Annotated in this window: 27 protein-coding genes, 1 tRNA gene and 1 pseudogene; 13 read left to right on the forward strand and 16 right to left on the reverse strand. The window is 68.3% G+C overall.

Going from position 1 to position 26,935, the window contains the following annotated elements:
• Positions 1–201: 201 nt before the first annotated feature.
• The 3 genes from FOH10_RS05510 to FOH10_RS05520 all read left to right on the forward strand — a co-directional run bounded on the left by FOH10_RS05510 (position 202) and on the right by FOH10_RS05520 (position 1,748).
• Positions 202–1,023, forward strand: coding sequence for a hypothetical protein (locus FOH10_RS05510; protein ID WP_143979890.1), 822 nt, complete (start codon positions 202–204; stop codon positions 1,021–1,023).
• Positions 1,020–1,457, forward strand: coding sequence for a hypothetical protein (locus FOH10_RS05515; protein ID WP_143979891.1), 438 nt, complete (start codon positions 1,020–1,022; stop codon positions 1,455–1,457). The genes FOH10_RS05510 and FOH10_RS05515 overlap by 4 nt, the downstream gene beginning before the upstream one ends.
• Positions 1,458–1,675: 218 nt before the next feature.
• Positions 1,676–1,748: transfer RNA gene (locus tag FOH10_RS05520), tRNA-Ala, on the forward strand.
• Positions 1,749–1,855: 107 nt separating this feature from the next.
• Here FOH10_RS05520 and FOH10_RS05525 read toward each other — a convergent pair.
• Entirely contained in the window at positions 1,856–2,959 is a 1,104-nt protein-coding gene (locus FOH10_RS05525) for a serine hydrolase domain-containing protein (protein ID WP_143979892.1), read from the reverse strand.
• A 156-nt stretch (positions 2,960–3,115) separates the two neighbouring features.
• On the opposite strand from FOH10_RS05525, the gene FOH10_RS05530 reads away from it, so the two are divergent.
• The 3 genes from FOH10_RS05530 to FOH10_RS05540 are packed head-to-tail and all read left to right on the forward strand — an operon-like array spanning position 3,116 to position 5,552.
• On the forward strand, positions 3,116–3,775 hold the full coding sequence (locus tag FOH10_RS05530) for a DedA family protein (protein ID WP_143979893.1): 660 nt from the start codon (positions 3,116–3,118) through the stop codon (positions 3,773–3,775).
• Positions 3,772–4,908: a sensor histidine kinase gene (locus FOH10_RS05535; RefSeq protein ID WP_143979894.1), complete on the forward strand. Its 1,137-nt coding sequence runs from the start codon at positions 3,772–3,774 to the stop codon at positions 4,906–4,908. The genes FOH10_RS05530 and FOH10_RS05535 overlap by 4 nt, the downstream gene beginning before the upstream one ends.
• Positions 4,899–5,552, forward strand: a complete 654-nt coding sequence (locus FOH10_RS05540; RefSeq protein ID WP_143979895.1) for a response regulator transcription factor — start codon at positions 4,899–4,901, stop codon at positions 5,550–5,552. The genes FOH10_RS05535 and FOH10_RS05540 overlap by 10 nt, the downstream gene beginning before the upstream one ends.
• Positions 5,553–5,562: 10 nt before the next feature.
• Here FOH10_RS05540 and FOH10_RS05545 read toward each other — a convergent pair whose 3' ends face one another.
• From FOH10_RS05545 to FOH10_RS05555, 3 genes are all read right to left on the reverse strand, one after another.
• Positions 5,563–6,039 (reverse strand): VOC family protein, encoded by a 477-nt coding sequence (locus FOH10_RS05545; protein ID WP_244961643.1) that lies wholly within the window; start codon positions 6,037–6,039, stop codon positions 5,563–5,565.
• A 136-nt stretch (positions 6,040–6,175) separates the two neighbouring features.
• Complete coding sequence (locus tag FOH10_RS05550; RefSeq protein WP_143979896.1) at positions 6,176–7,117, reverse strand: sigma-70 family RNA polymerase sigma factor; 942 nt, start codon at positions 7,115–7,117, stop codon at positions 6,176–6,178.
• A 43-nt stretch (positions 7,118–7,160) separates the two neighbouring features.
• Entirely contained in the window at positions 7,161–8,348 is a 1,188-nt protein-coding gene (locus FOH10_RS05555) for an NAD(P)/FAD-dependent oxidoreductase (protein WP_143979897.1), read from the reverse strand.
• Between the two features lie 196 nt (positions 8,349–8,544).
• Here FOH10_RS05555 and FOH10_RS05560 point away from each other — a divergent pair, with 196 nt between their 5' ends.
• Positions 8,545–9,435 (forward strand): LysR family transcriptional regulator, encoded by an 891-nt coding sequence (locus FOH10_RS05560; RefSeq protein ID WP_143979898.1) that lies wholly within the window; start codon positions 8,545–8,547, stop codon positions 9,433–9,435.
• 132 nt (positions 9,436–9,567) lie between these two features.
• On the opposite strand, the pseudogene FOH10_RS36220 reads toward FOH10_RS05560, so the two are convergent.
• Together FOH10_RS36220 and FOH10_RS05565 are read right to left on the reverse strand one after the other, a co-directional pair.
• Positions 9,568–9,772: pseudogene (locus FOH10_RS36220) on the reverse strand (lipase family protein); the annotation flags it as partial.
• 112 nt (positions 9,773–9,884) lie between these two features.
• Entirely contained in the window at positions 9,885–11,732 is a 1,848-nt protein-coding gene (locus FOH10_RS05565; protein WP_244961646.1) for a CocE/NonD family hydrolase, read from the reverse strand.
• A 393-nt stretch (positions 11,733–12,125) separates the two neighbouring features.
• Here FOH10_RS05565 and FOH10_RS05570 point away from each other — a divergent pair, with 393 nt between their 5' ends.
• Complete coding sequence (locus FOH10_RS05570; RefSeq protein WP_143979900.1) at positions 12,126–12,776, forward strand: TetR/AcrR family transcriptional regulator; 651 nt, start codon at positions 12,126–12,128, stop codon at positions 12,774–12,776.
• 28 nt (positions 12,777–12,804) lie between these two features.
• Positions 12,805–13,449, forward strand: coding sequence for an LppP/LprE family lipoprotein (locus FOH10_RS05575; RefSeq protein WP_143979901.1), 645 nt, complete (start codon positions 12,805–12,807; stop codon positions 13,447–13,449).
• Between the two features lie 36 nt (positions 13,450–13,485).
• Here the strand turns inward: FOH10_RS05575 and rbsD are convergent, their stop codons facing one another.
• The 5 genes from rbsD to FOH10_RS05600 are packed head-to-tail and all read right to left on the reverse strand — an operon-like array spanning position 13,486 to position 17,609.
• Complete coding sequence (rbsD, locus tag FOH10_RS05580) at positions 13,486–13,875, reverse strand: D-ribose pyranase (RefSeq protein ID WP_143979902.1); 390 nt, start codon at positions 13,873–13,875, stop codon at positions 13,486–13,488.
• A gap of 29 nt (positions 13,876–13,904) precedes the next feature.
• Positions 13,905–14,843 (reverse strand): ribokinase, encoded by a 939-nt coding sequence (locus FOH10_RS05585; RefSeq protein WP_143979903.1) that lies wholly within the window; start codon positions 14,841–14,843, stop codon positions 13,905–13,907.
• Positions 14,840–15,604, reverse strand: coding sequence for an ATP-binding cassette domain-containing protein (locus tag FOH10_RS05590; RefSeq protein ID WP_143979904.1), 765 nt, complete (start codon positions 15,602–15,604; stop codon positions 14,840–14,842). The genes FOH10_RS05585 and FOH10_RS05590 overlap by 4 nt, the downstream gene beginning before the upstream one ends.
• A gap of 8 nt (positions 15,605–15,612) precedes the next feature.
• Positions 15,613–16,590 carry an ABC transporter permease gene (locus tag FOH10_RS05595; protein ID WP_244961649.1) on the reverse strand — a complete coding sequence of 326 codons (978 nt, stop codon included), beginning with the start codon at positions 16,588–16,590 and terminating at the stop codon, positions 15,613–15,615.
• Positions 16,587–17,609 (reverse strand): sugar ABC transporter substrate-binding protein, encoded by a 1,023-nt coding sequence (locus tag FOH10_RS05600; protein ID WP_143979905.1) that lies wholly within the window; start codon positions 17,607–17,609, stop codon positions 16,587–16,589. The genes FOH10_RS05595 and FOH10_RS05600 overlap by 4 nt, the downstream gene beginning before the upstream one ends.
• A gap of 159 nt (positions 17,610–17,768) precedes the next feature.
• Here FOH10_RS05600 and FOH10_RS05605 point away from each other — a divergent pair, with 159 nt between their 5' ends.
• Positions 17,769–18,773, forward strand: a complete 1,005-nt coding sequence (locus FOH10_RS05605; protein ID WP_143979906.1) for a LacI family DNA-binding transcriptional regulator — start codon at positions 17,769–17,771, stop codon at positions 18,771–18,773.
• Positions 18,774–18,794: 21 nt separating this feature from the next.
• Here the strand turns inward: FOH10_RS05605 and FOH10_RS05610 are convergent, their stop codons facing one another.
• A complete protein-coding gene (locus FOH10_RS05610) occupies positions 18,795–20,015 on the reverse strand; it encodes an MFS transporter (protein WP_143979907.1) in 1,221 nt (406 codons plus the stop codon).
• Between the two features lie 74 nt (positions 20,016–20,089).
• On the opposite strand from FOH10_RS05610, the gene FOH10_RS05615 reads away from it, so the two are divergent.
• Positions 20,090–21,013 (forward strand): TetR/AcrR family transcriptional regulator, encoded by a 924-nt coding sequence (locus FOH10_RS05615; protein ID WP_143979908.1) that lies wholly within the window; start codon positions 20,090–20,092, stop codon positions 21,011–21,013.
• Positions 21,014–21,173: 160 nt separating this feature from the next.
• Here the strand turns inward: FOH10_RS05615 and FOH10_RS05620 are convergent, their stop codons facing one another.
• From FOH10_RS05620 to FOH10_RS05635, 4 genes are all read right to left on the reverse strand, one after another.
• Complete coding sequence (locus FOH10_RS05620; protein WP_143979909.1) at positions 21,174–21,614, reverse strand: hypothetical protein; 441 nt, start codon at positions 21,612–21,614, stop codon at positions 21,174–21,176.
• An 89-nt stretch (positions 21,615–21,703) separates the two neighbouring features.
• Positions 21,704–22,345, reverse strand: a complete 642-nt coding sequence (locus FOH10_RS05625; protein WP_244961651.1) for an HAD-IA family hydrolase — start codon at positions 22,343–22,345, stop codon at positions 21,704–21,706.
• Positions 22,342–23,523: an MFS transporter gene (locus FOH10_RS05630; protein ID WP_143979910.1), complete on the reverse strand. Its 1,182-nt coding sequence runs from the start codon at positions 23,521–23,523 to the stop codon at positions 22,342–22,344. Before FOH10_RS05630 ends, FOH10_RS05625 begins: the two co-directional genes overlap by 4 nt.
• A 316-nt stretch (positions 23,524–23,839) precedes the next feature.
• Positions 23,840–24,856: an AraC family transcriptional regulator gene (locus FOH10_RS05635; RefSeq protein WP_186000730.1), complete on the reverse strand. Its 1,017-nt coding sequence runs from the start codon at positions 24,854–24,856 to the stop codon at positions 23,840–23,842.
• Between the two features lie 142 nt (positions 24,857–24,998).
• On the opposite strand from FOH10_RS05635, the gene FOH10_RS05640 reads away from it, so the two are divergent.
• Positions 24,999–25,541 (forward strand): dihydrofolate reductase family protein, encoded by a 543-nt coding sequence (locus FOH10_RS05640; RefSeq protein ID WP_143979912.1) that lies wholly within the window; start codon positions 24,999–25,001, stop codon positions 25,539–25,541.
• 276 nt (positions 25,542–25,817) lie between these two features.
• On the forward strand, positions 25,818–26,912 hold the full coding sequence (locus tag FOH10_RS05645; RefSeq protein WP_244961653.1) for an esterase-like activity of phytase family protein: 1,095 nt from the start codon (positions 25,818–25,820) through the stop codon (positions 26,910–26,912).
• The last annotated feature ends 23 nt before the right edge of the window (positions 26,913–26,935 follow it).

A 26,935-nucleotide genomic window follows, 5' to 3' on the forward strand; every position in this document is an offset into this window, starting at 1 on the left:
CTGGTGGCGGGGGTGCGGTACCGGAATGTCGCGGCGGGACGCGCGCATCCGGCGAGCAATTCCTCGGAATCGGTTGCTCTAAAACTGCTGTGCTGTCAGGATATCTCGCACGTGACCGCTTCCGATCGGATGTGGTTGCGATGTATTCCCTTTTGCGAGAACAGTATTCATCGGCGTGTGTCCAATTTCAGGAGTTAGGCCATGACTGCGGGGACCTTCTCCGATACGGGGAAATTTCTCGCCCTGGGGCGAGAGACCGCTCGGGAGCTACTTCTCGAATTATCCGATGGAGCAAAGGAATTGCGAACGGGAGTATTACGTGTCACCGGAGATCCGGGAGGTGATTTCCATATCGTCCGGGGCCGGATAGTCATCGTCGATTCGCCCGGTGCGCCGGGCGTCGGCGATCTGCTGACCCGTCCCGGACGGACCTCCTCCGGTGTCGCGGAAATGCGGGTGGTGGCGATGATGGCGGCGCTGGACGGGGCGTTCGCCATAGCCGCGGGCTGGCTCGGCAGCTGCTACTGGCAGGAGCCGATCGAACCGCCACCACCCGTCTTCGCGCCGCCCACACCCGGTATCGAGCCCGGCTGGCTGCTGTTCGAGACCGATCGGCGATTGCGCGCCCTCGCGCACGCCGGGGTGTCACCGCACCGAAACCACCTGGCGCTCACCGACCGCGGCCGCACCCTGCTGGCCGATACCGGCCCGAATCCGCGTGCGGAGATCCTGCTGTGGGTGAACGGCCACCGCAGCTGCCGCGATATCGCCATGCAGCTCAGCCGCGGTCTCTACCCGGTCACCGTGGAAGTCTCCCGCATGCTCGGCGACGACATCCTCGCGATCACCCCGCCGCAGCGGGAGATCCCCGAGCCGCCGCGCACACCCTCGGGCCGCTCCCTGCTGCCGCGTCGCCGCCGCGGGGCCAGCGGCATCAACGACACCCTCCGACCACCTCCGCCGCGCGCCCGGATCGGTCAACAGATCATCCCCGTCGCGCGGGAACCAGAAAGGAAGCCATGAACACCTCCACCCCCGCCGGACAAGGCAGTCTCTCCGATCGCATCGCGATTCTCGTGAAGGTGATGCGCTCCGAGGTCCCCGAATGCATCGCCGCCGGCGCGATCGACATGGCCACGGGCATGCTTCTCGCGGTCGAAACCGTCGACAACCACCCGCAGGAGGTGCTCGATCTCCTCGCCGCCGCCACCCTGGAAATCTTCCAGGGCCGCAATGTGACCATGATCGAAGACATTTGGAAGGAACGCCGCGGAGTACGAACCGACCGCCACTATTTCCAGGAAATCCTGGTCAACAGCGACAACCTCACCCACCTGTTCATCCGCACCGAAAGCCGAGACGACGTGGTGGTCGTAGCCGTCTGCCGCAAAACCGTCAATGTCGGCATGCTCTTCGCGCAGGCTCGCCGAGTCCTGAAAGATACCGGCCGCCTTTAATTTTTTCCCAGGCGATCATCCAGCTACCAAATCTTCCGCAACCTCCGGGCGCCGCTGCTCAGGCGTCGGACCGCCACCGCACGCCAGGCCCCGGACGCACTCCCGGCCGCCCGCCTCACAGCGGCCGGGAGTGCCCCCCTCCCACCCGATTTGCCCCCACACCCCCGCCCCGTGTAATTTTCATCCGCGCACTCGGAGCACTCCGAGAGCAAACACTCGGGGCTATGGCGCAGCTGGTAGCGCACCACACTGGCAGTGTGGGGGTCAGGGGTTCGAGTCCCCTTAGCTCCACTTCCGATGCAGAGCCGCAGTTCGATGACCTGCGGCTCTGTCTTTTCGTTGCGGTGGGTGGATCGGCACCGCGGCTCTCGACCGCGGCCGGTCGACCCTGATCCTGCTCAGCTTCCGCAGAACGCGGCCGTGGTCGCGGCATAGAACGTCGCCAGCTCGTCGGAGTGGGCGGAGGCGATGGCCAGGGTCATGGTGCGGTGGGTGGGTGAGCGGTAGGCGTAGGTGAGGTAGCCCAGTAGTTCGCCGCCGTGCCCCCACAGCGAGCCGCCGCACGGCGCGTCGAAGCGTTCGATGCCGAGCCCGTAGTGGAAGCCCTGGCCCATCGGGACGGTGCGCATCATCTCGGCGAGGGCGGCGGGGCTGGTCAGTCCACCCGACAGTAGGGCGTTCAGGAAGGTGTCGAGATCGGCTGTCGTGGACAGCATTTCCCCGGCGGCCCAGTCCAACGACGGGTTCATCTCGGTCACGTCGACGGTCGTGCCGTCGTCCAGGGTGCGCCGCGCGCGGACGGCCGGTTCGGGGACGCTCGCGTCCTGGCCGGGGACGAGGGTGTGCGCCAGCCCGAGCGGTCGCAGGATACGACGGTCGATCTCCTGCCCGTAGGCGTTGCCTGTCACCTGTTCGACGAGTTTGCCGAGCACGATGTAGTTGGTGTTGGAGTAGCGGAAATCGGTTCCCGGCGCGAAGTACGGCTCGTGCCGGAACGCGGTGTCGAGCAGTTGCTCCGGACGGTAGCCGCGGAAACGGTCGTCGCCACGCCAACGATTCGTCGACATGCCGGGTTCTTTCATGTAGTCGTACAAACCACTGGTGTGGTTGAGCAACTGCCGCACGGTGATCCGGTCGCCGCCGGGCACCGGGTACGCCAGCTGGTCGGCGATGGTTCCATCGAGTGCGATGCGGCCCTCGTCCACCAACTGCATCACCACGGTCGCGACGAATGTCTTGGTGACGCTGCCAATTCGGAAGCGGCTGTCCGGGCCGAGCGCGCCCGGATGGGTGAGATCGGTACCGCGGGCCGTCCACAGCCGCGCGCCCGCTGGATCGGAAACCCGCAGCAGCACATCGGCCGCCGCGTTGGACGCGGCCAGGTCCACTACCGCGTCGAGCGCATCCTCCCGCGGCGCGGCCGTGACCGGCGCGGACGAGAACACCGACGCGGCGATCACCGCGCAGGACAGCACTGCCGTGCGAAAAAGTCCGTTCTGCATGGACTTCGACACTAGGAGGGTGCAAGCCACCCGACGATGGGGCTGAGCACAGCATCGACCTGCGGAAAACCCCACCCCGTGCACTCCGGTCGTCCGCGCCCGGCCGGGTGGCTGTCCGCATGGTCGGTCGAGGCCGGTGTTCATAGCGTCGAAAGTATGACTACGACAACGAATTCGACCGCCGAACTCGACGGCATCGCGGCCTGGGCCGTCGATCTGATGGAGCACCTGGGCGGCTTCGGAGCGGGTCTCGCCATCGCGCTGGAAAACCTCTTCCCGCCACTGCCCAGTGAAGTGATCCTGCCGTTGAGCGGATTCACCGCGAGCCGCGGCCGCTTCACCCTCGTCGAGGTGCTGTGCTGGACCACGCTCGGCTCGGTGGTCGGAGCCCTGGTGCTCTACGGCATCGGGGCCCTGTTCGGTCGGGATCGTATGCGGGCGATCGTGGCGCGGATGCCGCTGGTTCGGTTGTCGGATGTGGATCGTGCCGAGCAATGGTTCGCCCGGCACGGAGACAAGGCGGTGTTCCTGGGCCGGATGATCCCGATCTTCCGCAGCGTGATCTCCGTTCCGGCGGGCATCGAGCGGATGGGCCTGGTCCGGTTCACACTGCTGACCACCGCGGGCAGCCTGATCTGGAATACGGTGTTCGTGCTCGCGGGCTATCAGCTGGGGGAGAACTGGTCGTCGGTGGAGCGCTATTCCGGCGTGCTGCAGAAGCTCGTCATCGTGACCGTCGTGGTCGCGGCCGCGGTCTTCGTGGTGCGGCGGCTGCTTCAGGTGCGTTCGGTGCGGCAGGAGAGAATCCGATCATGAAGTCCGGCGCCGTCCCCCGCACCACGCTCCTGCGTCGCGCTGCCGCGGGTGCGGTGGGACTGCTGCTCGGCGCACTGACGGTGCCCCTCGATCTCGCCGCGGTGGCGGCTGCTCCGTTCTCGGAGCGTCCGGTTCGCGCGGTGACCGCCGTCGAAGGTCGCCGCCTGACGGTCTGGTACGCCGCCGCATTGGAAGGTTCTCCCGCCGGTCGTCGGGCCGCGGCCTTTCTGGCGGTCCGCTCACTGCTCGGCCTGCTGGCCGCGGTGATCACGGTCCTGATCTGCGCGGGCCTGGTGGTGTCCGCCGGCATCACCCTCGGCGCGGCGACGGGCGGCGCGGTGCCGATGTTCGACGCGCCCGAGCCGGGCCGGGTGACCTGGACGACGGTCGCGGTACTCGCCGCGCCCGGCCTGATACTGGGTTTCCTAGCCGCTCAGGGCCTGGTCGGCGTGGTAGGTCTGGAGGTCCGAGCGTGGCGGTTGTTCGCACGTCCCGGTGCCGGCGCGCTGGAACAGCGGGTCGTACAGCTCGCCGCGACCCGCGCCGAGGTCATCGACGCCATCGACGAGGAACGGCGGCGGATCGAACGCGATATCCACGACGGTGTCCAGCAGCGGGTGGTCGCGCTCTCCATTCTGCTCGGCCGCGCGGAACGTGAAACCGACCCGGCCGGCCAGGCCGATCTACGCCGCCGGGCGCTCGCCGAAACCGGCAATATCCTGGCCGATCTGCGCGAGGTGTCCTGGCGGATCTATCCGGCCATGCTGGCCCGCGACGGTCTGCGCAGTGCGCTGGAGGCGCTGGCCGATCGCACCCCGGTGCCCACCCGTATCGACTACCGGCCGACCGGCCGCGCGCCCCGACCTGTCGAATCCGCCTGCTATTTCGCCGCCAGCGAGGCTGTCACCAATGTCATCAAGCACGCCGCCGCCGACCGCATCGACATCACCGTCACCGCGGCGGACGGACTGCTGCGCATGTCGGTCCGCGACAATGGCCGTGGCGGGGCGGATCCGAACGGCCATGGGCTCAGCGGAATCGCCTCGCGCGTCACCGCACTCGACGGCACACTGTCGGTCGACAGTCCCGTCGGGGGGCCGACGATCATCCGAGTGGAGGTGCCGTGCGCATAACGCTGGCCGATGATTCCGCACTTCTGCGCGAGAGCATCGCCCAATTGCTCACTGCGGAGGGCCATGAGGTCGTCGATTCGGTCGGCACCGCCACCGAACTGCTCGCCGCGGTGCGGAACCGACAGCCGGATCTGGTCATCGCCGATGTGCGGATGCCGCCCGACCATGTGGACGAGGGCATTCGCGCCGCCCTGGAGATACGCCGGACCTGGCCCGACGTAGCGGTTCTCGTGCTCTCGCAGTACATCGAACGTCGCTACACCGGCGAATTCCTCACCGGCACCGGCGGGATCGGCTATCTGCTCAAGGATCGGGTATCGGCCATCGGCACGTTCCTCGACGCCATCGAGCGGGTCGCGTCGGGCGGCACCGCATTCGACCCCGAGGTGGTGCGCCAACTGCTGCTGCACAGCCGTGCTGAATCGCCGTTGCACCGGCTCACCGACCGGGAACGAGTAGTCCTGACGCTCATGGCCGAGGGCCACAGCAACACCGCGATCTGTGACCAGCTTTTCATCACCCGCAGCGCGGTGGAGAAACACATCAACGCGATCTTCACCAAACTCGAGCTGCCACCCGGTGCGGCACACAATCGCCGGGTGCTGGCGATTCTCGAATACCTACGGACCGACGCGGACCAGTAGGTGCTTGCGATCACTCGATCTGCTCGGCGAGCGCGATGACGATGCCCGCCGGCCCGCGGAGGTAGCAGAGGCGGTAGCTGTTCTCGTATCGCACCAGTTCACCGAGGAGTTCGGCGCCGTGGGGGCGGACGCGGTCGAGGGTGTCGTCGATGTTGTCGACGGCGAACATGACGCGGTGCATGCCCAGGGTGTTGGCCGGGGCGTGTGGGTCGGCGTCTCGGACCTGGGGGGACTGGTATTCGGTCAGTTCGAGGCGTCCGTGGCCGTCCGGGGTGCGCATCATCGCGATATCCGTTCGGACGCCCTCGAGTCCGATGAGGCGGTCCACCGAGCTGCCCTCGACCGTCGCCTCACCCTCCAGCTCCAGGCCGAGTGCGGTGAAGAACGCCGTGGCCGCCGGGAGGTCGTCGACGACGATGGCGACGTTGTCCATTCGCTGAATCGTCCCGCGCTCGGGTTGACGGTCGCGCTGGTCGGTATCGGTCATGATGGCTCCTTTCGGCGCGCGCCGCCGGTACGGCGGCGCGGGTGTGCGTCGGCCCCTGGTACGAGCTACTCGGTTGTAGCAGCGGATCCTGAGAAAGGGACGGGGCAGCCGTCCGAGATTCATCGGTGCGGCGGGATCACCGTAGGGTCAGCGGGTTCTCACTGTCGATACGACTCGGTTCGGCCGGGTTGCGGACGAAGTAGAGGCCGGTGACACGGGCACCGTCGGTACCGATCGCCATGATGCCGTCGAGCTCACCGTCGGTATGAACGGCCAGGGCGGCGTTGCCGTTGACGACGACCGGCTCGTAGGTGGGCGCTGCCTTGCTCTTGCCGATCCCCCCGACGATGAATCGGACGACCCTGTCGGCACCGCGGACGGGCCGCGTCGCGGCCCGTCCGTCGCCGCCGTCGCTGACGAGGACGACGTCGGGAGCCAGGACATCGAGCAGGACCCGAGGCTCCCCGGTTTCGAGCGCGTGCCGCAACGAGTCGGCCGCCTGCCGGGCCTGGTCCGCCGAGACCGCCCGGTGCGGGCGGCGAACCGCGACATGTCGGCGAGCGCGGTGCGCGATCTGACGGACCGCCGTCGGCGCCTTGCCGACGGCGGCGGCGATCTCGTCGTAGCCGAGGTCGAACGCCTCACGCAGGACGAATACGGCGCGCTCGGTCGGTGTGAGTGTTTCGAGGACCAGCATCAACGCCATCGCCATACTCTCGGCGAGTTCGACATCGTGTGCCGCGTCCGGAGCCGTCGGCAGCGGCGCGGGCAGCCATGGGCCGACATGGGACTCCCCGCGGCGCTGCACCGACCGCAGTCGGTTGAGCGCTTGGCGGGTGACGATCCGGACCAGACCGGCGCGCGAGTCCACGATCTGGTCGGAGCCGACGGCGTGCCAGCGCAGCCACGTCTCCTGCAGCACGTCTTCGGCGTCGACCGCCGATCCGAGTAACTCGTATGCCACCGTGAACAGCAGATTGCGGTGTGCGAGAAACGTTTCGGTCGACTCGATCACGGCGGGGTCGCCGCTGTCGCGGTACGCCGCCCGTCGATCATCGGTTTCTGGTGTGTTGTCCATGGAATCGCGGTGTTCGCGTTCGTCGAGTCGACCGTCGGTTGTCCTACGCGACCGGTACGGCCGCGCCGCCACGCTCGGCCAGCAGGGCCGGCCGATACTTGCCGTCTTTGAACCAGCGGTGCGAGCCCGGCTCGACGGCCTCCTTCGCCAGGTGCTTGATCCCTGCCTCGCAGGCGATCTCCTTCAGTGCGCGCCCCGCGAATCCGCTGAAGTAGAGCCGCCGCGCGGTCTCGTCCTTGTGGCCGAGCTGATAGATGCCGGCGGCGCGGCCGAAGCTCAGACACATGGCGGGGAAGGTGAAGTCGATCGGCGTGGGCTGCTCACCGGCGATCCGGTGCAATACGGTGTCGGCGGCGTGGGCCCCGAGGCAGTACGCGCTGTAGGCGCTCATCCGGAACGGCAGATCCGACGGTGCCGATGAATCACCCGCCGCGACGATGCGATCATCGTCGACGCTGGTCAATGTCTCATCGGTGAGCAGTCGCCCGGCGGTGTCGGTGCTCAGACCGCTTCGGGCGGCCAGGTCGGGTACCCCGAAGCCGGCGGCCCAGATCGTGACCTCGCTGGCCAGCGTGCGGCCATCCGCGAGGGTCACGGCCTCGGCGGTCACCGCGGTGACCGCCGCATCGGAGCCTTCGATGACCTCGACTCCCAACTTGGCGAGGTACCTGCGGGCGGTTCGTCGCGCCTTGGGGTGCAGGTACGGAACGAGAAGGCCGCCGCAGATCAACGTGACCTCGCGCCCCTGCGCGGCGAGTTCGGCAGCGGTCTCGGTGCCGGCCGGACCGCCTCCGATCACCGTCACCGCGGCCGCCGTGGGCGTATCGAACAGCACCGACCGCAAACGCTGTGCGGCCTCCAATGTCGCTACCGGATAGGCGAACTCGGCTGCGCCGGGCACCTGCGGCGTGGGGCTGCCGCTGCCCGCCGCGTAGATCAGGTAGTCGTAGCCGATCGTGCCGCCTTCGGCGAGGGTGATGTCGCGCTCGGCGGGGTCGATCCGGGTCGCGGTGTCGACCACCAGCCGCACTCGCTCGGCGAGAACGTCGGAGTAGTCGATGGCCGCCTCGTGGGTTCCGCCCACCAGTTGATGCAGTCGGAGCCGTGGGACGAACGTCGCACGTGGATTCACCACGGTCACGGCCACATCATCACGCTGGGTCACACGGTTGGCCGCCATCACTCCGGCGTATCCGCCACCGACAACGACGACGTCGTACTTATGGCTCATTGTGTCTTCCTCCGTTCGATGCGGGGCACGGGCACAGGACACCGCGTTCCCGCTGTCATGACAGTCGGTGCGACAGGTCACCCGCTGTCGTGCTGTCCACCGGGTCGAGTGCCGCGGTGACGAACTCAGCTTCCGACGCGAGTCGCGATCGAACAACGTAGACTCCGTGCACTGATTGATAACTCCGGAGTTATGTGTGGAGCTACGCGACATAGAGATCTTCCTGACGCTGGCCGAGGAATTGCATTTCGGCCGCACCGCCGAGCGACTGCACGTGTCTCAGGCTCGGGTCAGCCAGGCCATCCGCAAGCAAGAGCGACGCATCGGCACCGCGCTGTTCGAACGCACCAGCCGCCGCGTACAGCTGACACCGGTGGGTCGACGGCTGCGCGCGGACCTCCAGCAGGTCCACGACCTGCTGCAAGCCGCACTCGCCCGGGCCGAAGCCGCCGGGCTGAGCGGTGGCGGCACTCTGAAGATCGGCGTGTTCGGCCATGCCGGCCACGAATTACGGCCCCTCACAGAGGCATTCCGCACCCGCTATCCGGGCAGCAGCATCACCTTCGGCGAGATCAACGGCGCCGATCCGTTCACCGCGCTCCGCACCGGCGACCACGACGTGAACGTGGTGTGGCTACCGGTCGTCGAGCCCGACCTCACCGTCGGCCCCACCGTCCTCACCGGACGCCGCGTGCTGGCCGTGGCCACCGACCACCCGTTGGCCGTACGCGGCACCGCGTCGCTGGAGGATCTGGCCGACAACCATGTCGCCGACTTCGGCCCGGACGCCCCCGAATACTGGGTCGCGTCCATGGTTCCCACCCGCACCCCGCAGGGGCGACGAATCCCGCGCGGGCCGATCGCCCGTACCTTCCACGAGATCATTTCCCTCGTCGCGTCCGGACGGTGTGTGCACCCCCTCGGCGAGATCGCTGCCCGCTACAACAGCCCGCCGGGCGTCGTCTTCCTACCCATGCCCGACGCCCCGGAGTTGCAGTGGGCCTTGACCTGGCGCACCATCTCCGACAGCGCCGCGATCCGGGCCCTGGCCCGCACCGCCGCCGACCTCGGACCGATCCGGCTGTGACACGGCCACCCCGCACAACCCATCGTGCGCCGCGCCGCAGCGCCGACGTCGGCGCACCGGCGGCGTCAGTTGCCGATCGGTGCGCCGAACAGTCCCGCGATGGTCTCACCGACGATGGACACCCATTCCGGCCAGTTCCGCGGCGTGCATGGTGGGTATGGACCCGCCGGAGTAACCCATCATGCCGACTTCCGTTGCGGCGCCGTCCAATCCGAGCGGCGTGCAATTCTCGGCCGCCGGATGCCGCCCAGCCCTGTTGCAGTTCCACCTGCACTTCGAGGAAGCCGGTCGACGCCACCACCTGCCCGGTGATCGCTCCCGGAATCGACCACTGCCGTCCGGCGGGCGGACAGGATCTCGCCGGGCCGCGCCGCCGCGACCACCTCGGGCGCGGGTCGGTAGAACGTGTCGAACTGCGGGATGGTCGGTGCGCTTGCATCCGGGTGTTGTTACCATCCGGGGTTTCCGCCCAGCGGAATGTTGATCCAGCTCGGGGCGTTCGGGTCGAGCAGCAGGTGTTGCGGGGCGAGCCGGCTGTCGGTCAGGGTAAGGCCCATCGGCACACCGCGCGGGAAGTTGCCGGCATAGACGTCCACGCGCAGGCGGTGGCCGGGTTGCAGGATCGCATCGGTGGCCAGCAGGCTGATGTCGAGGGTGGTGGGCTCACCCGGAACGGTGGGCTTTCGAGCCTGGAGCGCCAGCGTGGGGTACGGGTCGGTGTAGTCGCCGTTCGCGGAACGCGTCGATCGGGCGTCGTCGATCTCTCGGAAGGAGGACACCAGCTGTCCCGAGCTGATCGAGGTCGAACGGCCGTCTGGAGCGACGTCGTTGAGGGTGACGGTCCAGTACCCGTCGGAGGTGTCGTGCACGGTGTTCAGATGAATCGCGATCGGGCCCGAGACCTCGGTGGGTTCGGCGACCGGCGCACTGGTGAAGGTCAGCGCGTTCGTTTCCGCGATGCGGCTGTCGGCAGCGCAGATGTCGAGTACCGCGATGGCGCCGGCGGTGATCTGGGCCGCGTCCCGGGAGCACAGCGTGGTCAATCCCGGTGCGACGGTGAGCCGTTGGGCGTCGATGGGCACCTCCGGATCGAGACTGCCGTCGTGCACCACCGGGAATGTGGTTGTCCCGCTGGGCCGTCCGGAGAGGTAGAGTCTCCGGTGCTCTGCTCCCGCTCTCGGGAACTGATCGGTGCTCGTCCAGCCGCCGCCCTGCTGATACAACGTGTACGGGTCGTATTCGTCGATGCCGTTGTCGATGCCCTTGAGCCACTTGTCGAACCACGCGCGTTGCAGCACATCGAGCCGGGGCGGCTTGCCCGGTTCACCGACACGTCCCAGCGGCGTTCCGTGGTAGCCATGGCCCATCAGCAGTTTCTTCTGACTCGACGGCAGCGGAATGTCGTTGAACGCCTTGACTTCCGAGTACGCGAACAGGTCGTACCAGCTGCCGACCATGAATGTCGGCGTCGTGATGTCGTCGACCCCGCCCAGCCAGGCCCGGTGTTGCGGATCGGACGGATCCAGCAGGTCCAGGGTCGGCTGCGGCACCTGGTCGGCGCGCTGGCTGAACAGGAATCCGGCGAGTACATCGGCCATGACCAGCGGGCTGTCCACTCGATCGGTGAACCACTGCCAGTCGAACCTACCGGCGAGGATCGACTCCAGATCGGGGAGGAACTTCAGCACATTGACCGCGCCCAACCACGGCACCAGGAAGCCCGCGCCGAACGCGCCGCCGGTACCGGCGATGTCGTGGAGCAGATCGTTGCCGGAATCCACCGGGAAGATCGCCGCCAGCGACGTCGAGCCCTGCTGCGCCGCGTGCAGCTGGTTGATCGCGCAGTACGAGACGCCGGTCATGCCGACCTTGCCGGTCGACCACGGCTGGCTGCCCGCCCATTCGGTGATCTCCCGCGCGTCCAGTTGTTCGCGCGGTCCGAATACGTCCCACGTACCTTGGGAGAAGCCGGTTCCCCGGGCGTCGACGACGACCATCGTGTAGCCGCTCTGAATGAGTTTGCGGTCCACTCCGGCGAAGATGCGGCCCATACCGGCCGGTGCGGTCTGAATGAGGTCGGACAGACCGGCGAATCCGAAGGCGGACAGGTCGATCATCTGCGCCAACCGCGTGATCACGTCGTAGAGCACGGGCATCGCGATGGCGGAATCCACCAGATTCTGCATCAGCTTGGTGTACGGGGTGATGTTGACGATGGTAGGCAGTCGCTCGGCGATCGGACCGTCGGCATCCGCTGGACGGTAGACGTTCGCCTTCAAGACCGTGCCATCGCTCATGGTGACCGGGACATCCCAATCAATATGTACACCAGGGTATTTCGGTGCCGACTCGTAGTCGGAGAGCCATTGCGCCCCGCGCGTCCCGCCGTCGGGCGCCACAGGGGCGACCGGGGCCGTCAGCATTGTCGCGGCGATCACCGCGGGTATCAGTACGGCACCTGAGCGCAGCCAGCGCCGCCCACCCCTGCTCAGCATCGATCTTCCACCACTCTCTGATAGCGAAACCGTCGCATTCCCCACTGAATGCGACGACGGTCACGCTAACACATCGAAGACGAATGTGTATCGCATTCAAATCTGAATCCGTTGGCTGATGTGTATCCGATGCAGCTCTGATTCGAACGGGGTAACGTATCGCTGCACCAGTCGGCGCCAGAAGGGATCGATCGCGTGGCCACGTCGAGGACGGCCGAGTCGTCCACCCCGTCCGATCGCCCGGTCGGGAAGCGAGTCACCAAGCGTCGGGCCGAAACCCGGCAACGCCTGCTCGACGCCGCCTACGAGGTGTTCGCCGAAGTCGGCTTCGGTCGTGTCAAGCCCGAGCAGATCTGCGAGCGCGCCGGATACACCCGGGGCGCGTTCTATTCGCAGTTCACCTCGATGGACGAGGTGTTCCTCACCATGTGGGCGGACCGGGCCACGCGGCTGCTCGCCGACGTGACCGCGGTGCTCGAACAGGAACCGGTCACCGACATCCGCGACGCCCGTCATGTCGTCGACCACTTCCTGCGGGCGGTTCCGATGGACGACAAGTGGTTTCGCATCAGCCTCGAGTTCACCGCGCACGCGCTGCGGAACCCGGAGTTGCGCCAGGTCATGGTCGCACGCGAGGAATCGATCACCGCGGCTCTGCTCCCGGTGGTCGAAACCCTGCTGGCGAGAGTCGGCCGGACGGTCACCGATCGGGAAGCGCTCGGCCAGGCGCTGGTCGCCGTGCAGGACGGCACGATGACCCAATGCCTGATGGAACCGGGCAAGCAGGTGAACCTGGACCGCCGGGCCGACCTGTTCCTGCGGGTGGTCCTGTCGTTCTCGGAGTGAATGCCATGGCGGGTGGGGAGGAATTTCAATGAACAAGATCATTGGTACGGGGTTGGCGGCCTTCTTCGTGGCCGGAGTGGTGACGGGGTGTCAGGACACCACGACACCGCCGGAGACCGGATCACCGACGCCCGGTCCGTCGGCACCGGGCACCGTGACCGCCGCGCCGACGAACACCTCGCGGCCCAAGCAGCCGCCGGTGACGAGCTCGCCGACCGACGGCCTTCCCGCCACCGCGGGCAACGGTCTGTGCCTGGATCCGAGTTCGACCGTGGTCGATGCGGCGATCACCTCGCTCGGCCCCTCGGTGGGCGGCGATCCGTACAGCATCGACAGCGCCACCGACGCGCCGGTCGGCTCGTGTCCGGAGTTGCTCTGGGTGCTGGCGACGACACCGGGCGGCACGGCCAGTTCGCCCTACCACGTGCTGTTCTTCGACCACGACGGCTACCTCGGCACCGCGACATCCAAGGCCACGGCGTACACGAGCGTCGTCGGTTCCTCCGAGCGTGCGGTTCAGGTGCGCTATCGCTGGCTGACCGGTGACGATGCCAACTGCTGCCCGTCGGGTGGTCCCGTGGTCATCACCTACACCCTCGGCTCGGACGGCCGCACGGTTACGCCGAACCCGTCGATCCCGGACGAGGTCGCCAATCCGGGCGCTCCTCGGTAATCCCGACCTGTCGGCCGAGTGCGCGGCATCACCGATTCACAGCCACGGCACCCCCGCGCGCAGCAGCACATTGGCGTACGGCTGTGCCTCGCCGGTGCGAACGACGAAGCGGCACTGGGCGATACGGGCCTTGAACTCGGCGTGGTCGATGAGCTTCGCCTGAAGCCGGTCGGTGAGCAGGGTGGCGGCGTCGGGGTTGTGGGTGGTGACATCGCCGCTGCCCCACGCCGCCTCCACGGTGACCTCGCCCAGAATGAGGTCGAGTACCGGCTCGAACCGGGGCAGGCCGTAGCTGATTCCGAGGTCGATGACCGGGACGTCGGCGGGGACGGGGAGACCGGAGTCGCTGACGGCGAACAGGTCGGTGTGCCGTAGCGCGGTGAGTGCCGACAGCAGGTCGGCGTGGATGATTCCGGTGGATCGCACGATCGAAATCCTTTGCGGGGATGGAGTGATCAGGGCAGCTGGGCGGCCGGGGGAACGGTGCCGAGGGCGGCGGTGATCTGCTCGTGGCCGGGGTAGGCGGAATGGGTGCCGGGGGACTGGACCGCCAGCGCGGCGGCGGCGGTCGCGAAGGCGACCCCGGCGGGCAGATCGTCGCCGCGTGCGAGCGCGGTGGCCAGTGCGCCGACGAAGGCGTCCCCGGCTCCGGTGGAATCGGTGGCGTGGATTCGTGGAGCGGGCTGATGCCCGCCGACGACGGTGCCGCCGTCGCGGCGGACCCAGACGGCTCCGGCCGCACCGAGGGTGGCGACCACGGCGGGAACGCCGCCGCGGCACAGTTCACGCGCCTGGTCGAACGCCTCCGGCGGTGTCGTCGCGGTCGCGCCGGTGAAGGTCGCGAGCTCGGTTTCGTTGACTATCAACGGATCACACCGATGCAGGAGATCGGTGGGCAGTTCCGCCGCCGGGGCGGCATTGAGGATGAACCGCCGTGCGCGCCGCGCCGCCCAGTCCACCACCCGCACCGGCACCTCCAATTGCGCCACCACCACATCCGCGTCCGCGATCAGCCGGGCCGCGGCGGCGGCATCGAGTTCCGGATCGGTCTCCCACTGGAAGTTGGCGGCCGGGTCGACCACGATCTGGTTCTCACCCGAGGCGACGGTGATGTAGGCCGTTCCGGTGTGGGCACCCGGTACCTCGCACATCGCCTCGAGTCCGACGCCATACTCACGCAGCGACTTCCGTAGCGAGGGGTCCGGTTCCGCGCCGATTCGGGCCACGAACTCGACGCGCCCGCCCGCCTTGGCCGCCGCCACCGCCTGATTGGATCCCTTGCCGCCCAGATTGGTTCGCGTGCCGACCGCGAGGACGGTCTCACCGGGTGCGGGCAGCCGCGGCACCTCGCACACCACATCCCGATTGACCGAACCGAGCACCACCACGGTCACGAGGCCACCTCGGCGACATCGAGGTTGCCGGGTGCGGCACCGGTGATCAGCGCGACCAGCCGGTCACCGTCCACCTCGTCGATGCGATGTGCGGCAACGGATCTGCCGCGCCGCAGTACCACGACGTTGTCGCAGATGCGCAGCACCTGGTCGAGATCGTGGCTGATGATCAGCACCGTGACGCCGCGCTCGCGCAGCCCGCGCACCAGCTGTTCCACCGCGGCCGTTTCCCGGACTCCGAGTGCGGCGGTGGGCTCGTCCATGATGACCATGGACTTGCCCCACGCCACCGCCCGCGCGATGGCGATGCTCTGGCGCTGACCGCCGCTCATCCGCCGGACGGTGGTGCGCACCGACGGCACGTCGACATCCAGGTCGCGCAGGATCTCTCCGGCGCGGTTGATCATGGCCTTGCGGTTGACGATGCCGAGCGGATACACCAGCTCGCGATTGAGGAACAGGTTCTGCCAGACGGTCAGGTCGTCGATGAGCGCCAGGTCCTGGTAGACGGTCTCGATACCCATCCGTCGGGCATGCTCCGGCGACCGCAGGCGCACCGGCTCGCCGCGGAACAGTATCTGCCCGGTGTCGGGCGGCTGTACGCCGGTCAGGCAGCGCACCAGCGTCGACTTGCCCGCGCCGTTGTCACCGACCAGCGCGGTGACCTCACCCTCGGGAATCGTCATGCTGACCCCGGCGAGCGCGCGCACCGAGTCGAACGACTTGGTGAGATCTCGTGCCTCCAGCAGTGGAATCGCCATGTGCTGACCTACTTTCGGAAGCGGGCGATGCCCGCGGCGAGCAGCAGTACCGCGCCGACCGCGACCGGCTGGTAGTACTGCGAGATGCCGAGAATGGTGAACCCGTTGATGAGCGAGGTGAAAAGCACCGCTCCGCAGACGGTTCCGAGGACCGATGCCTTGCCGCCGGAGAGCGATGAGCCGCCCAGCACCACGGCCGCGATGGAACTCAGCAGATAGGTGGTCTGCAACGATGGGTCCGCCCCGCCATTGCGGGCGACCAGCATGACACCGGCTATGCCGCACAGCAATCCGGACATGGCGTAGGCGAACAGGCGAATCCGGTTCACCGGAATACCGGTGTCGCGGGCCGCTTCCAGCCGACCGCCGGTCGCGAGCAGATGCGTGCCGATCCGGGTCCGGAAGATGATCACCGCCACCGCCAGCGCGGCCAGCAGCGCCAGCAGCCAGAACCAGCGCACCGGGCCGATGCCGTCGAGTGCGAGCCGTTGCAGGAACTGGGAACTCACCGCCTGCGTATTGCCGTGCGTCAACAGCAGCGTGATGCCGTTGAGTACGCTCAGCATGCCGAGGGTGACCACGAAATCGGTCATGCCCAGCCGACCGACGAGCACCCCGTTGACGACGCCGACCGCCAGCCCGCCGAGAATCGCGCCGGTGATGCCGATCGCCAGCGGATAACCCTGCGCGGTCAGATAGCCGAGAATCGCGGCGGCCCACGGCAGGTTGGCTCCCACGGACAGGTCGATGCCACCGGCCGTGATCGCGAACTGCTGGCCCAGGGCCAGCACGGTCAGAATGGTCGAGGCGACGAGCAGATCACTGATGTTGTCCAGTGTCAGGAAGTGCGGGGTGGCGATGAAGAACACCACCCAGAGCACCACCAGGGCCAGGGGAGCCGCGAATTCCGCGATTCTGGACAGGATCTCGGTGCGTCCCGCGCGCTCGCGCGAGTCGACCGATGCGGTGTCCACGGTGGCCGTCACTTGTCCAGGAGCCCTTCGATCGGGTTGTCGAAGGCGACGATCGGGCGCGGGAACGCCTCGATCTGCTGTTCGACATTGTCCGCGCCGATGAACGCGATCGGGGCGACGACGCGCGAGGGCAGGGTCTTGCCCTGGTGCAGGGCCAGGCACCCCTGCACGGCGAGTTGGCCTTCCGCATAGGGGTATTGGGTCACCGTGCCGTACAGATCCCCGGACCGCACGGCGTCGAGAGCGGCCTGGATGCCGTCGACCGAGATCACCTTGATCTGTTCCGACTTGCCCGCGTTCTTGATCGCCTGTGCCGCACCGAGTCCCATGGTGTCATTGGCGGCGAAGATTCCGGTGATGTCCGGATGCGCCCGCAGCATCGCCTCGGTGACCTGGAGGCCCTTGTCCTGCTCGTAGTCGGCGGGTGCCTTCTGCACGATCTCCAGCTTGCCCGCCACGGCGTCGCTGAAACCCTGGTCACGGTTGATGCCGTTCTGCTCGCCCGCGATGCCCTGCAGCATCACCACCTTGCCGCTGCCGCCCAGCGCCTGCACCATCCGCTCACCGGCGATCCGACCGGCATCGAGATTGTCCGAACCGATGAAGCTGGCGTAGCTGACACCCGCCGCCTCGGACGCCTTCGCGTCGATCTGGGTGTCGAGGTTCAGGATCGGAATGTCCTTGCGCGCGACCGGCGTCAGCGGCGTGATCACATTGGTGCTGTTGACCGGGACCACGCCGAAACAGTCGTAACCCTGGGCCGCCATGGTGGAGATCTGGGCGTTCTCGCCGTCGGCATCGGTCTCGGACTGTCCGGCCTGGACGTCGACCCGCACGCCCAGCGCCTCCGCCTCGGCCTTCGCACCGTCGCGCAACGCCGCCCAGTACGGGTTGGTGAAGTTCCGGGTGACGATCGCGATCTTGAACTCGTCGGAGCCGGAGTCATCACCGCGGCCGCAGCCGGTCGTCAGTGCGGCAACCGCGGTGACCAGGGCGACAGGTATCAGAGCGCGGCGAAATCGTGCATTCATCGTGAACCGACCTAATCTGTTTCGTAGTATCAACTCGTGTTGATCAACACGAGTTGAATGACAGTGTGTGATGCGGGTCACGAGCTGTCAAGGGGCTGGTCTTTCACCGTCGGCCGGTTCGATGCTTGGATGGACGGTGCGCGAGAAGGAGATAACTCGATGGCGGTCACACGGGCCGACGTGGCTCGGCTGGCGGGTACGTCTCCGGCGCTGGTCAGTTATGTGATCAATGGCGGTCCGCGACAGGTCGCGCCGGCGACCCGGGCCCGCATCGAGGCCGCCATCGCCGAACTCGGCTACCGGCCCAATATGTCCGCCCGCAGCCTGCGCACCAACCGCGGCCACGCCCTCGGCATGGTGATTCCGGACGGCGCCAATCCCTTCTTCGCCGAGTTGTCGGCGGTGATCGAGGCGGCGGCGTTCGCGCGCGGATACCCGCTGTTCGTCGGCAATGCCGCCGGAGATCCCGGGCGGGAACAAGCCTATGTCCGCTCGTTCATCGACCGGCGCGTCGAAGGGCTGCTGGCGATTTCCTCCGCCTGGGAGACCGGTATCGCCGACGCCTGCGAGCAGGCCGGAATGGTGTTGGTCGCCCTGGACCGCATTATCGATCCGGCGCGCTGCACCCACGTGCTGTGCGATTCGGTCGCGGGGGCGCAGCAGGCCGTGGACCATCTCATCGGACACGGCCACACCCGGATCGCCTGCCTGAGCGGACCGCATGTCTCCACGGCCGAGGATCGGGTGCAGGGCTATCGGAATGCCCTGGCGGCCAAGGGCTTGCCCGAAGGCGTCATCGTGCGGACCGATTTCGGCGGCTCGGCCGGGTATCACGCCCTGGCCGAGTTGGCGGCCGGGCCGAACCCGCCGACGGCCGTATTCGTCACCAGTGACCTCCAGGCCATGGGTATGCTCCGCGCCGCCTACGACGCGGGACTGCGAGTGCCCGACGATCTGGCCGTGGTCGCCTTCGACGGCATCGAATACTCCCGGTACACCCGCCCCGGCCTGACCACCATGGTCCAACCGGCCCGCCGCATGGGTGAGCTGGCGGTGGACCTACTGCTCGAGCAGATAGAAAGCCGCACACCGGATCCCGGCATCATCCGCCTCGACGCGGACCTGCGCACCCGCGGTTCCTGCGGTTGCTCCGACGCGTTCTGACGCCGGTGCCGAGTGCTCGGATCAGGAGGAGGCCGCCCCGCGCTGGAGGCGTGCGCCCAGCAGGGTGCACCCCAGCGCGACGAGCAGGAGCAGCGCCAGGGTCCAGGCCAGGGCCGAGAACCCGTGCGGCGCTGCGATCGACGCGATGATCGGGCCGATGGTGGCGCCGACGTAGAAGCTGAACATGGCGACCGAGGAGGCCGCCGCCCGGGCCTCGCCGCCGAGTTCGCCGGTGGTCTGGAGGACGGCGGGCGCGATGACGCCGAGTCCGCCGACCAGGATCGCGAGCAGTGCGGTCAGGATGCCGATATGGCCACCCTCGAAGGTGGCGGCCACCATGGCCGCCGCCGCGACCAGCGCGCCCAGCACGATCTGATTGTGTTTGGTGAGCCGAGCCAGCGGCACCGCGAGCAGCGGCAGCGCCACCATGACCGGTAGCGCGCCCGCGCGCAGGGCGAGCAGTTCGCCCGACCCGTGGACCAGGCCGGTGATCTCGATGCCGGTGTAGACGCCCACCATGACGGCCATGGACAGGGCGCCCGCGATCAGCAGGGGGAGTAGCGGCGTGATCCGCAGTACCGCGGGGACGGTGGCGTAGCTGTGCAGCAGCGGACGGTCCGTGCCGGTCGGCGCGTCGGGCACCATGACCGCGCGCAGTGCCAGTGCCAGCGCCGCGAAGGCCGCCGCCGACCCGAGGAACATGGTCCGCCACGGGAGCGAGGCGACCACGGCCTGCGACGCGATCTGCGCCAGCACCGTCGCGGCCAGGAACGAGGTGGCCACCGACATGGTCACCACGGCGCGATGCGCGGGCGTGATCCGAGTGGCCACATAGGCCATGATCGCGGGCGGTATCGAACCGACCACCAGGCCTTGGACGACCCGCAGGCCGATGGCGAGCGGCGCGCTGAGCGCCAAACCGGTCAATAGGGTGACCACTGCGGCGGCGAGCATCCCGGTCATCAGCACACGCCGGTGGCCGTACCGGTCCGACAGCGGGCCGAAGGCGACGAAGCCGCCCGCGTACCCGAAGGCGAAGGCACTGATGATCCACGTCATGGCGCTCGCGCTCACCTGCCAGTCGGATTGCATGGCGGTGAACAGCGGAATCGGTATGTACATCTGCCCCGTCGCCAGCAGGGCGGACAACACGAAGACCGGTAGCGTGCGCGCGGTGTGGGCGCGGTGCGTGGCGGTCGAGACCTGGGTGTCGGTCGGATTCGGCAGGGCGGTGGTCGGCATGGTGACGACGGTAGGACGCCGGTGACCAACATGTCAACCAAATAGTTGGATTAGTGGATGTTAGAGTCGCCGTCATGAACGCTCCGGCCAAGCGCAGTGACGCGACCAGGCGGGCCCTGCTGCGTGCGGCCCGCGCGGAATTCGCCGAATACGGCCTCGCGGGCGCGCGCGTGGACCGCATCGCAGAGGCGGCGGGGGTGAACAAGGAACGCATCTACGGCCTGTTCGGCAGTAAGGACAAGCTGTTCGACGTCATCCTCATCGACACCATGCGCGAGTTCCTCGAGGTGGTGCAGCCGCTGTCGGAGACCGAACCGGGCGAATACGTGGGCAAGCTCTTCGACTATCACCGCGCGCACCCGCAGCTGCTGCGGCTGCTGCTGTGGGAGGGCCTGCACCGTGGTGCGGACGCGCACGATATCGACGGCTGGCGCGCCGATCACTATGTGCGCAAGTTCAATCGGGCCCAGGAGCAGTTCGGTGTGGACGAACGCCGGGCCGGTTTGGTGCTGCTCGCCCTGTGCGGGCTGGCCAACTGGTCGCTGGCGGTGCCGCAGACCACCCGACTGCTGCTCGGCGAGGCGGCCGACGACACCGAGGCCACCAAGCGGTTCATGGCCGATTTCGCGCGATCGGCCATGCGGGCGGGGCACGGGGATCTCGAACTGGTCAATGCGTTGACCGATGACGCTCCCGGGCGCAGTGAGGATGTGCACGCGGCCGCGCGCAGCGAGGATGTGCGTGCGGGCGATGTGGTCGCCGCGGCCGCCCGCCGCCTGCGGGAGGCGCAGACGGCTGCCGCGGCCGCCCGCGACGACCTCGCCGCCGCACTGCGGGAGTCCCATGCCGCCGGGGTGAGCGCGAACCGATTGGCCCGGCAGGTCGCCGGTACGCTCTCCCGGCCGGTAGTGCTGAAACTCCTTGCCGCCGACACCGCTGACACCGACACCGCTGCCGCCGACGATGCTGTCGCCGACTCTGCCACCGACACCCGCTGACACCGACGCTGCTGCCGCCGCCGACTCTGCCGCCCCGCTACTGCCGCCGACCCTGCCGTCCCTGCTGCCGTCGATACCGACGTCCCTGCTGCCGCCGACGCCGTCACCGCTCGCGGACGGTAGCGGTTTCCGATGTCACCGAGTCCTCCTCGGCGGTGGGTTATCCGGAGATGCTCGGCAACGGGCAGCCGAAGCTGCCGGTGGCGGTGCTCGCGGCGACCTGGACGGTCAGTGGCGTCAGCGTGATCACGTGGTCGTCGCCCCAGCTGCCGATGGCCGTGAGCACGTGCTGTCCGGTGGTCTTCGGCGTCCAAGTCACCTTGGCGGCCTTGCCCACCAGGCCGCCGCCCACCTCGTCGGTCCCGATCGCGACGCCGTTGTCGTAGAAGGTGATCGGCAGCCCATTGCTCGAACTGCTGCCGCCGCCGACGAGATCACCGCTGGTGACCGCGTAGTCGCACCCGACCTTCGGATTCGATGCCGCCATCGCCACATACCCCTGGCCCGCGGCCGCCGCATGCGGCGCCAGCATCACCAACGCCGCGCCGATGCCGAGCGTCGTCGCACCCAATCCGGTGCCGCGCACCCGAGTAGTAGCCATGAGATCCCTTCCGGCCGTGTAGCTCTCGCCCCGATCGGAGTGAAACTAACATTCTTCACATTATCGCGCGGCTGATTCGCGCCGTTGGTTCACGCGGCCACGGTGAGGCGGAGCTGGTTCTCGATATCGGCGGGCGAGCCGGTGTAGTGCAGTACGCGCAGACCGATACTGGCGGCGGCGCGGCAGTTGTCGACGCGATCGTCTATGAACAGCACCCCGCCCGAATCGTGAACGCCGGTCGCCGACAACGCGTTCCGGTAGGTGTCCGGGTGGGGCTTGTTCATGCCCAGGCGAGCCGAGTAAAGGGCATCGTTCATCAGGGGACGCCAGTGGGAGGCATCGAGAGCATCGCTCACGGGGTGCGGTGCGTTGGACAGCAGGACCATCGGGAGGTCGAGCTGTCGTGCCCGGTGCAGGAGCGCGACCACGCGGTCGTCGGTGCGGGTCCACAGCGCGGTGTCGACGGCACGCAATCGCTCGAGCAGGTCCGGGTTCGGGCGGTGGCCGAGCACGGCGGTCCAGAAGGCCGCGTCGTCGAGGTCACCGGAATCGTAGCGCTCGCGGGCGCTCCAGAAGGCGGTGCGGAAGTGCTCCAGCTGATCCGCCCGGAATCCGGCGAGTTCGGCCAGCTCGCCCCACATCGGGAGGGTCGGTTGCAGGCCGATGACGCCGTTGTAGTCGAAGATGACCGCGTCGAGTCGTGCGGGCTGAGGGGGCTGTGAGGTGATCACCTGTTCTCCAGTGCTCGATGGGAAAGGACGGCGACCACCGCGGCGAGCGCGGCGGGCAGGACGAGTGCGACGGGCAGGGTGGTCACGGCGGCCACGGCTCCGATGAGCGCCGGTCCCGCGAGCAGACCGAGGTAGCCGGTCACGGCTACGGCGGCGACCGCACGCGGACCGCCCGCGCCCGCTGCGCTGAACAATGACGGGATCGTGACGGACAGGCCGAGTCCGAAAGCGGCCCAGCCGAGCAGCGCGAGCGGCACGGTACCCGCGGACAGGCCCGCCACGAGTCCCACTGCCGCCAGGATCGCGCCTGCCCGAACGACTTTCGGCGCGCCGAAGTACGCGATGAGCCGATCGCCGACCAGTCGGCCAGCCGCCATGGCCGCGCTGTATCCGGCGTATGCGGCAGCACTGGCCGCGGTGGACGCGTGCAGTTCGCTGAGGTGAACCGCGGACCAATCGGCGGCGGCGCCTTCACCCAGCAGACACGCGGCGGCCAGCAAACCCAACAGCCAGAGTCGAATTCGAGGCAGTGCCGCGGGCTTCTCGGGCGCTTGCGAGGTTTCCGGGAGTGGGGCCGGGTAGCCGATGTGGCGGGTCGCCGGTGCCACCGCGAGCGTGGCCGCCACGGCGACGGCCGCCGTGGCGGTGAAGATGTAGGTGTGCGAATTGTGCGCCACGGCAGCGACAATCAGCGCGCCGCCCAGGGCTCCGAGGCTGTAGGCCGCGTGCAGGCTCGACATGATCGGCCGACCGTAGGCGTCCTGACACCGAACCGCCGCCGCATTCGCCGCGACATCCAGAACGCCGTGCGCGGCGCCGAAGAGCAGCGCCGCCGCAAGCAGAGCGATCGGGTCCCGGCAGACGCCGAGCAGCGCCAAGCTCATGGCGAGGCCGAGTGCGCCCGCGGTCAGAAGTCGTGGCAGCCGGGCCGGTTCGGCCAGTCGGCCGCCGACTTGCAGGCCGCCGACCATCCCGACCGCGGCGGCGAGGAGGACCGCGGCCAGACCCGCGGTATCCAGACCCGCGGCCTCCTGAACGGCCGGTATGCGTGTTCCCCAGACGGCCATCACGACGCCGAGCCCGGTGAAGTATCCGATCAGCAATCCCCGACCGCGCACGACGGCGTCGGGTATCTCGTTCACGCACACCGAGACCGGTGGCGTGGTGGTGGGTGTCATGCAAGCTCCATCGATGCCGCCGCCGAGCGCGCCGTCGAGACGGCCGTGTGTCGGCTGCGGGTGGACATGGCTGTTACCGCCTCCGTCGACGACGAAAGAGGCGCTCGGACATGGATGTGGGGACGTTCCGCGGATGAGGGCTGGAAGTCATGCGCCGCGCTGCGCGAACACGCCGAAACCTACCAAGAGGTCCGCCTGGCTACCACCCGGACGGCGGCCGTGGTGATCCGGTCCACAGAACGCCGCTCGCGGGTCTGACCGGTAGTTTTGCCGTGCGGCGAAGCTGTCGCGACGGCACGGAGACGCGGCGGTGAACTCAGCGTGCGGTGCGCCTGCGGTATTCGCTGGGCGCGACGCCGTGGAGGCGGTGGAAGGCGCGGCGCAGGGCGCGCACGTCGGCGTAGCCGACCCGGGTGGCGATGGACTCGACACCGAGTGACGACTCCCGCAGCAGGCGTGCGGATTCGGTGTGGCGGACGCGTTCCAGTTCGGTGCGCCAGGTGGTGTCCTCCTCGCGCAGGCGGCGCTGAAGGGTACGGGGGCTGGTCGCCATGCGGTGTGCGACGGCGCGGAGGGTTGGCGCCGAACCCTGTTGCAGCGCTTCGCGAATCGCGGTGTGCAACTGGTCCAGCCAGCCCAGCATCGGGCGGGCGGAGGTGATGGTGGTCTCGGTGTAGGACCGCATGATCGCGGCCAGTACCGGATCGGCCTCCGGAAGGGGCTGTGCCGCATCGGCTTCGGTGAAGGTGATGGTGGTGTGCTCCGCGCCGAAGTGCATGTCGTCGGTGCCGAAGAGTTCCACCAGATGCCGGTGGTGCGGCGGCGGCGCGGTTGTGAACGTCACCCGCTGCGGGCGGAGGTGCCGACCCACGGCGGCGCGTGCCTCGCGCAGAATGAGGCCCATCGCCAGTTCGTTGATCATCGAGCCACACGACAGGTCGGCGTAGGGCGTGCGGTAGACGACGGTGGCCGCGCCCGCGGCGTCCATGGTGACCTCCGCGCTCTCCAGCGGGTCGCGGACCGCCGCGAGCAGGTTCGCCCCAGCGGTGAGACCACCGGTCAGGGTGGGGGCGGTGCGGAACAGGTAGTCCCATGAACTGAGCAGTCCGGGCTGCCACAGGGTCGCGATCCGCGCGCCGCCGCCCCATGCCTCCATCTCGTCTCCGGCAATCTGCCAGATATCCAGCGCCATAGCGGAAGACAGTCGTACGCCGTCCTCGTGAATGGCCGCCATCCCGCGCACTCGTACGAGATCGGAGTCCTTCACCCCGGCCTCGAGCGCCGCGGCGAGGATCAGGCGCAGCATGTGCGGCGGCACCGTTCCTGCGATCACTCGCTCACCATAAAGCGGTTGGCGCGTTCTGTCCCGCGCACGGCGCATTGTGGTCTGACAGCAGGCCGAGCAGCGGTTTTACCTTCGATCTGTCAGGAGTTCGGTCCATCCGGGACCGGATCGAGAACGTTGGGACAGTGCAATGCGCAAAGTAGTGGGCGGCTTGTTCATCACCGTGGACGGCGTCGTGGAATCACCCGATCAATGGTCGTTCGATCTGTTCGACGAGGATTTCGGCGCGCACATGGGAACGGTGCTCGCCGCCACCGACACCATGCTGTTGGGCCGCAACACCTATACGGAGTGGGTCGACTACTGGCCCACCTCCACCGACGAGCCCTTCGCCGGACATATCAACAGCGTCCGGAAGTACGTCGTATCCGACACCCTCGACGAGGTCGGCTGGACCAACGCCACCCTGCTGCGCGGCGCCGACCTGGCTGCCACCCTCGCCGAGCTGAAACGGCAGCCGGGCAACAACATCGGCACCGCGGGCAGTCCCACCCTGGTCCGCCGCCTGCTCGAGGCCGATCTGCTCGACGAACTGGAACTCATGATCTACCCGGTGATCGCGGGCAAAGGGGCTCGCCTGTTCACCGACGACGGGCTACTGCACCGCCTCGACCTCGTCGACACCAAACGCACCGGCAGCGGCATCGTCATCAACACCTACCGCCCGGCCTGATCGACCCTCGAGGCCGACTGCCGGACCACCACGAATGAGTGATCCGGCAGGGGCCGGGCGAGAACCGCTGGCGGGAACCACGCCGCGGATTCTCGGTCGGCGCGGACTCGCCGTCGGCGAGAATGCTCGGGTGCGCGTCGTATCGGTGGTCCGGCGTAACCGAACGCGGGTACCCGCTGCCGCCCGCCTACCACCGCGCGTGACGCGTGTACCGGGCATCGGATGGTTCCCGGCCGTTCACCTGTCGGTCCCGGCCCGCCGCTAGCGTGGTGGCCCGTGGCGCATGGATGGCGTAGGGCTGGGCAGGTAGCACTGGCGGTGGCGGTCGCGGGGGTGTTGGGGGCGCCGACGGCGCACGCGCAACCGGGGGTGCGGTTGCTGGGGGAGCGGGTGATCGCCCACGATCTCGATGTGCGGGGGACGGTGCTCGGTGGGCTGTCGGGAATCGACTATCGCGCGAGTGCCGGCGACTACGTGCTGATCAGCGATGATCGGTCGGAACGCGATCCGGCGCGGTTCTACACCGCGCGCTTCACGGTGGATGGCGACGGGGTCGGGCCGGTCACCTTCACCGGCACGCACCCGCTGCTCGATCCCGCCGGTGCCGAGTACCCGGCGAAATCCGTCGACCCCGAGGAGATTCGGGTCGATCCGTGGACCGGCGACTACTTCTGGACCCAGGAGGGGGAGCGCGCGGACGGTGTGCTGATCGACCCGTCGGTGCGGATCGCCCGCCCGGACGGCACCTACGCCGGGGATCTCCCGATCCCCGACAACGAACGAATGCGCCCGGACACGGGTCCGCGCCGCAATGCCGCCTTGGAGGCCGCGACCTTCGCCGCGGGCGGCACCCTGTTCGTGACCGCGCTCGAGGGCCCGCTGCTCGAGGACGGTCCCGGACCCACCACCGGCGGCGGATCGCTCAACCGCCTGACCGTGCAGTCCCGATTCGGTCCGGTGCTGGCCCAGTACCTGTATCCGACCGAGCCGGTCTTCGCCGCGTCGCGCCCCGAACCCGGCCGCGGCGACAACGGCATCGTCTCCATCCTCGCCGCCGACGCCCTGAACCCGTCGACGCTGCTCGTTCTGGAACGCGGCTTCGTCCCGGGCGTCGGCACCAAGATCCGTCTCTACGAAGCCGACCTGACCGCCGCCACCGACGTGCACGGCACCAGCGTGACCGACGCCCGCCCGGCCACCAAACGGCTGGTCGCCGACCTGGACGAGCTCGGCCTGTCCCATGTCGACAATATCGAGGGCATGACCTGGGGGCCGCGTCTCGCCACCGGTGAACGCACGCTGATCCTGGTGAGCGACAACAACTTCAGCGCCGAACAGGTCACCCAGCTGGTCGCGCTCGCCATTCGCTGACCGGGCGACCCACGCGTTTCGCA

The organism is Nocardia otitidiscaviarum (assembly GCF_007362295.1).
GTDB classification, from domain to species: domain Bacteria; phylum Actinomycetota; class Actinomycetes; order Mycobacteriales; family Mycobacteriaceae; genus Nocardia; species Nocardia otitidiscaviarum.